Genomic DNA, 5,893 nt, shown 5'->3' with positions numbered 1-5,893 from the left:
TCTCGGGTGTATCGTCAGTCACAGTGCTCGCGCTTTCCGTCAGCGTTCGCTGGTCAGTGATATCCGAGAACGTCAATTGGCGTGCCATAGATGAAAAACTGAAGCGGTGATTAGTTCGGCAGTTCTGTCCGTCCCGTTCGCACGCACGGCCAGCACGGGAAGTCACCGAGGCCGTCACAGTCGCAGTCTTCGGGTTCGATCTCGTCGTCCTCGGAGGGGAAGGCGTCGAGCGTCCCGTCGTCGGGTGCGTTTTCAACGGCGGCCATGTGTTTACAAAAGGCGTTGCGGTGGACGTGATGCGGGCACGTGCAGGCCATCAGTTCACCAGTCACGTCGTCGATGGAGACTGTGTACTGGTGCTCTTCGGGGTGCTCGTGGCCCTCATTGGACATCTACAGAAGAATCAAGGCGAGTTCCTCGGGGCTTGACCCCGAGGCGGTTCACTAAGCGAACTTCAACATCGAAAGGGAGCAACTATCAGGAATTAATACCCGAGGAATTCGTTGAGTGTTCTAAATTCCTCAGAGGAGAGGATAACCTCGGTGGTCAGCTCATCAATCCGATTAAAATCGTCGTCTAATGTGAGTATTGTTTCTGCTCCCTCCTCAATAGCAACTTGAGCATAGTATCCATCCCAGCCATCAATATTCATTTCACCAGCACACTCGAAGCCAGCCCGAACAGTGTCTTCAGCGAGTTCCTCGTACCAGTGAATCCGCTTTGCATCCATGAATCGTTGCATGAGCGCAGATGCCCTCTCGTTCGAGAAACCATAAACAGAAGAGAGGATGTGATGAGCACCAATAAGAGATGCATGCGGGACGATTGCCTGGATCTCTCCAGAAATGGCTTGTCGAACATAGGCGAGCGCTACATCGCTAACTGGTGTCCCTGCATGTGCGAGTGCAGTTACTCCAACATCGAATAGGTATGGTTCATCACTCATCGCTCGTCTCTTCGCTATCTGCTTGCCGTCGAATAATGTTGACGTGGCGCTTCGCTTCGGCATCTAGCTCGTCGTATTCGGTTTGGTCTCTGTGTGCCGCGGCATCTTCGATGATAGTTTCGAGATCAGTGATGATTTGGTCGGGATTGTCCTCTGGTTCGATGACTGCCTTACCGTCTTCTTCGTGGATTTCGACTTCGGTACCAGGTGTAATCCCGAGACGTCGGCGGACGTTTTGTGGAAGAACAATTCGTCCCTTTGAGTCTACTTTGCTCACATTCCCACTTACGGTGGGAACCAATTTAATCATTTTGACTCTCATTGTGTTTCACTACCTTCGTCGAGAGTCACTCCCAACGAAACGAATGTCCGTAGGGTTAGTTCGGCAGTTTCTTCCGTCCCGTTCGTACGTACGGCCAGCACGGGAAACCACTGAGGCCGTCACAGTCACAGCCTTCCGGTTCGGAATCGTTGTCGTCCTCGGAGGGGAAGGCGTCGAGCGTCCCGTCGTCGGGTGCGGTTTCGACAGCGGGCATGTGCTTGCAGAATGCGTTCCGGTGGACGTGGTGCGGACACGTGCAGGCCATCAGTTCACCAGTCACGTCGTCGATGGAGACCACGTATTGGTGGTCATCGGGGTTCTCGTGGCTCTCGTTGGTGACGTCGACCATTCCAGGGGCATCGACGTCGAAGAGAATTGTTCCCATTGTGCGCGTTTCAACACACGCCCCAGGGCACCGTTCTTCCCACCATATTGTATACGCCACATGAAATAAAGGTTGGTGTTCACCAGTCGGTATGTGCTTTCGGAGTTTGCGACGTTGATGTGGTACCAGATTGGGCATGCAGCGGCTGTTGAGGCGCTTTCGACGGTTCGGCAGTCGAAGACGTTCAATATCTTTCCGGTGGGCAAGCAGACGTTTGACGCAGCGTGTGAGGAGTTCGAGCGTTTCGACGATCAGGGGATTTCGTTTGTTGATCAGACGAGTGCAGTGCTTGCTCGAGAGCACGAGATTGAGCATCTGTTCGCTTTCGACAGTGATTTTTCGACGATGGGATTCGAGCGGGTGCCAGTCGATACAAAAGCGTAACTCTCCAGAATTCTTTTAGCTGAGCGGTTCCTGTCTTATGATATGCACCGCTCACATTCGTGCACCAATACGGTCGTGCAGTCGATGAGCGGCATCTCTCTGTTTTCATAGCTGGTGGCAGGGGTCGTTAGGTCGGCCTCACGGAATCGCCAATCAACTACTCACAAGCTACCAGTATACAATGTCACAAATATACGACCTTCGCGACCAGATCGAGCACCTCGAATCACTCACAGGGGACGGCACTGAACTCGTCACCGTTACTGTTCCCAACGGCAAGTCGTTGGGATCGATTCGAAAACGAATTGCCCAGGAATACGCCAGTGCTGAGAATATCAAATCTGATCAGACACGGGATCATGTCCAGCAAGCGCTCAAGCGTGTCCAACGGCTCCTCCGTCGATACGAAAGGACACCAGAGACGGGACTCGTGATCTATGCGGGTGTCGTTGATGGGGACTTAATCTCGACAGTCTTCGACGACTTGCCGACACCAGTTGCCGAGTCCACATACCGGTGTGATGATCACTTCGATCTTACTCCCTTGGTTGAATCAGTTACGCCGAATGAGACCTTTGGACTCATCGTCATCGAACGTGGTGGTGCTGCCATTGGACGACTCGTTGGAGAGCGCATCATCCCGATTCGGACGTTCGAAAGCCAAGTGATGGGGAAGTCCAGGGCCGGTGGACAATCTGCACAGCGGTTCGAGCGCGACCGCGAACGGCAAGTCCACGAGTTCTTTCAACAGGTCAGTAATATTGCCACCGATGCATTCACTGGTGACGAAGGAACGGTTACCGGGCTCGTCGTTGGAGGGACGCTCGCGACTGCGAAGCGGTTCGTCTCCGACGGCTACCTCGATCATCGGTTGCGCAATCGGCTGCTCGGAACGTACTCGGTTGAATATGCGACCGTACAAGGGTTAGACCAGCTTGTCGAAAAAGCAGATGAGCAACTGCTCGATGCCGAACAGCGAGAAGGACGCGAGCGGCTCGATGAGTTCTACTCGCGACTTCGAGATGGTGAGCTGGTTGCATATGGTGGTGAGGAGGTAGAGCGAGCGATCGAGTTCGGAGCGGTTGAGTCCCTGCTCATCGCATCGACAGTGCCGCGAGACCAACGAGGAGAGTTGGAAACAGCTGTCGAACAACAGGGTGGCGACGGATATGTGATTGACACCGATACCGAACGTGGGTCGCAGTTCGTGAAGGCCTTCAATGGTGTTGGAGCACTACTTCGGTTTCCGGTGAAGTAAGATCGCTTTCTATTATGCAAAGTAGCCATAGTTAGTAGACAGAATCGATGACGATATTTTTCGGGTGATGTCTTGAGAACACCTGTGGTTGTATCGGCTCTCCCACGAAATTCCGGCGGCACACGGCTTTCGAGTCCCAATATATTTATAAGATAGAAGTTAGTTTCAAAACGATAATAGATGGCAGTATTGGACGACCTGTCTGGCTTCGAATTCGAAGATGTGATGGAAGATGTGTTTCGCAATCTTGGTTACGAGAATGTCCGGCAAGCGGTAAAGACGGCTGACGAGGGCCGGGATATTCTCATGGAAGAAGTCGTCGATGGGACGCGACGTGGAATCGTAGTCGAATGCAAACACACCGGAACTGTCGGCCGACCCGTTATCCAAAAACTCCACTCTGCGATTGCGACCTTCGAGTACGACGGTCCCAAGCGAGGGATGGTCGTCACGACTGGCCGATTCACTGAGCCAGCAAAAGAGTATGCAACGCGTCTTGACCAGAACGACGACCCATACTTGATCGAACTCATCGATGGGCAACGACTACGTGCAATCGCCAACAAGGTGGGACTCGACCTGTATAACGGCCGTATCGAGATTCTTTGCGACGAGACACTGCGACCGTTCGATCCAACTGGTACTATCGAGGCTCCGGTGAAAGAGGCGTTCCATGATATCGAGAACATTGAATCCGCAGACATCCCGCACTCCACGGCCCATGTAACGTTCGAACCCACTGCGGTCATTACTGCCAAGACGAATGCTGTCTTCGAAACGACGGTCGGCGTCATCCACCGCATCAACGAAACGGACAAGTTTGTCGTTCACGCTGACCAGTCTCGACCGACGGTTCTTGATGACGACGTCGGCCAACTCGTCGCAACTAATTTGCGCCAGAGTGTGGACCTCGACGAAGATGCGTTCCGTGACGAGTTCGACGACCTCGATGTGAAGCGCTTCGGCCAAACAGAGACCGAATACAAAGACTGGGCCGTTGACCAGATACGGGCCCGACACACGACGACGGTCCACTACACTGGCGATAACAACGTCGACTATGAGAAGACCTGCGAACCCAAACAATCGGATGTTTCGATGCAGTCCATCACGCCAATGTATCTTCCGCACGTTCGCCAGCGTACGGATTTACAACAGTATTCGTATCCCTACGAGTACTACGCCGCTGGGCCATCGCGTGTCTCAATTGAAAACGGCATTCACCGTTGTGTGCAATGTGGCGACGAGGACGCGTCGGCGTTCACCTACTGTGCGAACTGTGGCAGCATCAACTGCGGTAGTCATATCAAGTCCGAACGAGTCGAGGAGACGCCGATCTGTACGGGTTGTGCAGTGACCGAACGGTTCGCGCTTAAGACGAAGTACTTCTACGACGAGAAGAACATGGAGTCGTTCCGCGAGGAGTACGCCTCGATGCCAATCCAGCAGAAGGCAATGGAGAATAAACCGCTCGTGGCTGGTACCGCGGTTTCGGTCGTGCTAGTGGTGTTGCTGGTTCTTACGTCGATTGGTGCTCTTTGAGGGGTCTAGAACACTGACATTTTTCAAGCGGAATCTACGAGGGTACCAAAAAGTACTCGAAACGAGCAGAGTACCTCTCGGTATACTACGATGACTTACATAGGACTATGGATGTTTGCCGCGAACGATCTCATCTTTTTACTGCCATTGACACTCGTTATCGGCTGGGTACTTGATTACCGACGTGACGCCTTTTATTCGTTCGCCGTCGTTGTAATCAGCCTCCTGTTCTCATATGGGATGGGGTTGTTCTATCATCACCCAGCCCCCTACCAAGTTCATCCAAGAGCAACGGCGGCATCAGGTTCACCAGAGAACTCGTTCCCAAGCCAACATGCGACAGCAACAGTTGCATTCGCGCTTGGGGTCCTTCGGCGACGACTCTTCGTGACAGGAATTTGCTTTGCCATCGTTGCTGGTCTTGTGTCTGTCGCCCGTGTTGTCGTAGGATACCACTGGACGGTAGATATATTGGCAGGTGCAATGGCAGGAGGAATTGGACTTTCTCTCACGGAACTCGGTGCACAATATATCAACCAGATTGCGGACGCCTGCATCGGAATTGATGAAAACCTGCGTGAAATCGCGGGGTTCAATTGAGAATACCTGCGGTATAGTCTACGAAATCAAGGCAAATATCGTCGGATCCAATGTAGTAAACTGGGGATGAATGATAACGAAGACTGAACGGGATACAAAGCAGTCAAAGCAGCAGGGGAAAGTATCCCAGTCGACTGTAGTGACTGCCTTGACGACCGATTTCTTCCGCCACAGTCAGTGATCACTCCTCATCTTGTAGTGCAACTGCAATCGCTTTGAGCTCTGGCTTCCGGAACGCGTTTGACGTTTGTTCTGGATCATCGTCGTCCAGTTCGCCGATTTTCCAGAGGATTCCGGCCCGCATTTGTGGTTTGGATGGTAGATTGTTCGTGTCGATATCGTAGTTTACCGTCGTACAGATTGCTGCAAGGGCTTCTTTCGTGAACGCCGTCGATTCCATCCGTTCGTATCTCCCGACAGCCTGTCGAATTTCGTTGCGGAGTTCGTTGACGGTTT

General features: G+C 52.7%; 9 protein-coding genes. 4 read left to right on the top strand and 5 right to left on the bottom strand.

Annotation, left to right across the window (positions count from 1 at the left end):
• Nucleotides 1–110: 110 nt before the first annotated feature.
• The 4 genes from NKF26_RS23845 to NKF26_RS23830 all read right to left on the bottom strand — a co-directional run bounded on the left by NKF26_RS23845 (nucleotide 111) and on the right by NKF26_RS23830 (nucleotide 1,653).
• A complete protein-coding gene (locus tag NKF26_RS23845; RefSeq protein ID WP_253235027.1) occupies nucleotides 111–392 on the bottom strand; it encodes an SWIM zinc finger family protein in 282 nt (93 codons plus the stop codon).
• Between the two features lie 92 nt (nucleotides 393–484).
• Nucleotides 485–946, bottom strand: coding sequence for a hypothetical protein (locus NKF26_RS23840; RefSeq protein ID WP_253235026.1), 462 nt, complete (start codon nucleotides 944–946; stop codon nucleotides 485–487).
• Nucleotides 939–1,223: an AbrB/MazE/SpoVT family DNA-binding domain-containing protein gene (locus NKF26_RS23835; protein ID WP_253235025.1), complete on the bottom strand. Its 285-nt coding sequence runs from the start codon at nucleotides 1,221–1,223 to the stop codon at nucleotides 939–941. The genes NKF26_RS23840 and NKF26_RS23835 overlap by 8 nt, the downstream gene beginning before the upstream one ends.
• A gap of 100 nt (nucleotides 1,224–1,323) precedes the next feature.
• On the bottom strand, nucleotides 1,324–1,653 hold the full coding sequence (locus NKF26_RS23830) for an SWIM zinc finger family protein (protein WP_253227519.1): 330 nt from the start codon (nucleotides 1,651–1,653) through the stop codon (nucleotides 1,324–1,326).
• 75 nt (nucleotides 1,654–1,728) lie between these two features.
• Here NKF26_RS23830 and NKF26_RS23825 point away from each other — a divergent pair, with 75 nt between their 5' ends.
• From NKF26_RS23825 to NKF26_RS23810, 4 genes are all read left to right on the top strand, one after another.
• Nucleotides 1,729–2,037 (top strand): type II toxin-antitoxin system VapC family toxin, encoded by a 309-nt coding sequence (locus NKF26_RS23825; protein WP_369682190.1) that lies wholly within the window; start codon nucleotides 1,729–1,731, stop codon nucleotides 2,035–2,037.
• Between the two features lie 181 nt (nucleotides 2,038–2,218).
• On the top strand, nucleotides 2,219–3,295 hold the full coding sequence (gene prf1 / locus NKF26_RS23820) for a peptide chain release factor aRF-1 (protein ID WP_253227516.1): 1,077 nt from the start codon (nucleotides 2,219–2,221) through the stop codon (nucleotides 3,293–3,295).
• Nucleotides 3,296–3,475: 180 nt separating this feature from the next.
• Entirely contained in the window at nucleotides 3,476–4,837 is a 1,362-nt protein-coding gene (locus NKF26_RS23815) for a restriction endonuclease (RefSeq protein WP_253227515.1), read from the top strand.
• Nucleotides 4,838–4,948: 111 nt separating this feature from the next.
• Complete coding sequence (locus NKF26_RS23810) at nucleotides 4,949–5,437, top strand: phosphatase PAP2 family protein (protein WP_253227514.1); 489 nt, start codon at nucleotides 4,949–4,951, stop codon at nucleotides 5,435–5,437.
• Between the two features lie 181 nt (nucleotides 5,438–5,618).
• On the opposite strand, the gene NKF26_RS23805 is transcribed toward NKF26_RS23810, so the two are convergent.
• Nucleotides 5,619–5,893: hypothetical protein (locus NKF26_RS23805; RefSeq protein ID WP_253235023.1), on the bottom strand; the 275-nt coding region annotated here is incomplete at its 5' end.

The sequence above is a fragment of the Haladaptatus sp. AB618 genome, assembly GCF_024136965.1.
Classification (GTDB): Archaea; Halobacteriota; Halobacteria; order Halobacteriales; family Haladaptataceae; genus Haladaptatus.
The sequence above is the reverse complement of the archived record's forward strand: the minus strand, read 5'-3'. Positions and strand labels throughout refer to the sequence as shown.

Bases quoted from the DNA above. Each gene is read 5' to 3' on its own strand.
- NKF26_RS23845 (WP_253235027.1), bottom strand. From the start codon at position 392: ATGTCCAATGAGGGCCACGAGCACCCCGAAGAGCACCAGTACACAGTC.
- NKF26_RS23840 (WP_253235026.1), bottom strand. From the start codon at position 946: ATGAGTGATGAACCATACCTATTCGATGTTGGAGTAACTGCACTCGCA.
- NKF26_RS23830 (WP_253227519.1), bottom strand. From the start codon at position 1,653: ATGGGAACAATTCTCTTCGACGTCGATGCCCCTGGAATGGTCGACGTC.
- prf1 (WP_253227516.1), top strand. From the start codon at position 2,219: ATGTCACAAATATACGACCTTCGCGACCAGATCGAGCACCTCGAATCA.
- NKF26_RS23815 (WP_253227515.1), top strand. From the start codon at position 3,476: ATGGCAGTATTGGACGACCTGTCTGGCTTCGAATTCGAAGATGTGATG.
- NKF26_RS23810 (WP_253227514.1), top strand. From the start codon at position 4,949: ATGTTTGCCGCGAACGATCTCATCTTTTTACTGCCATTGACACTCGTT.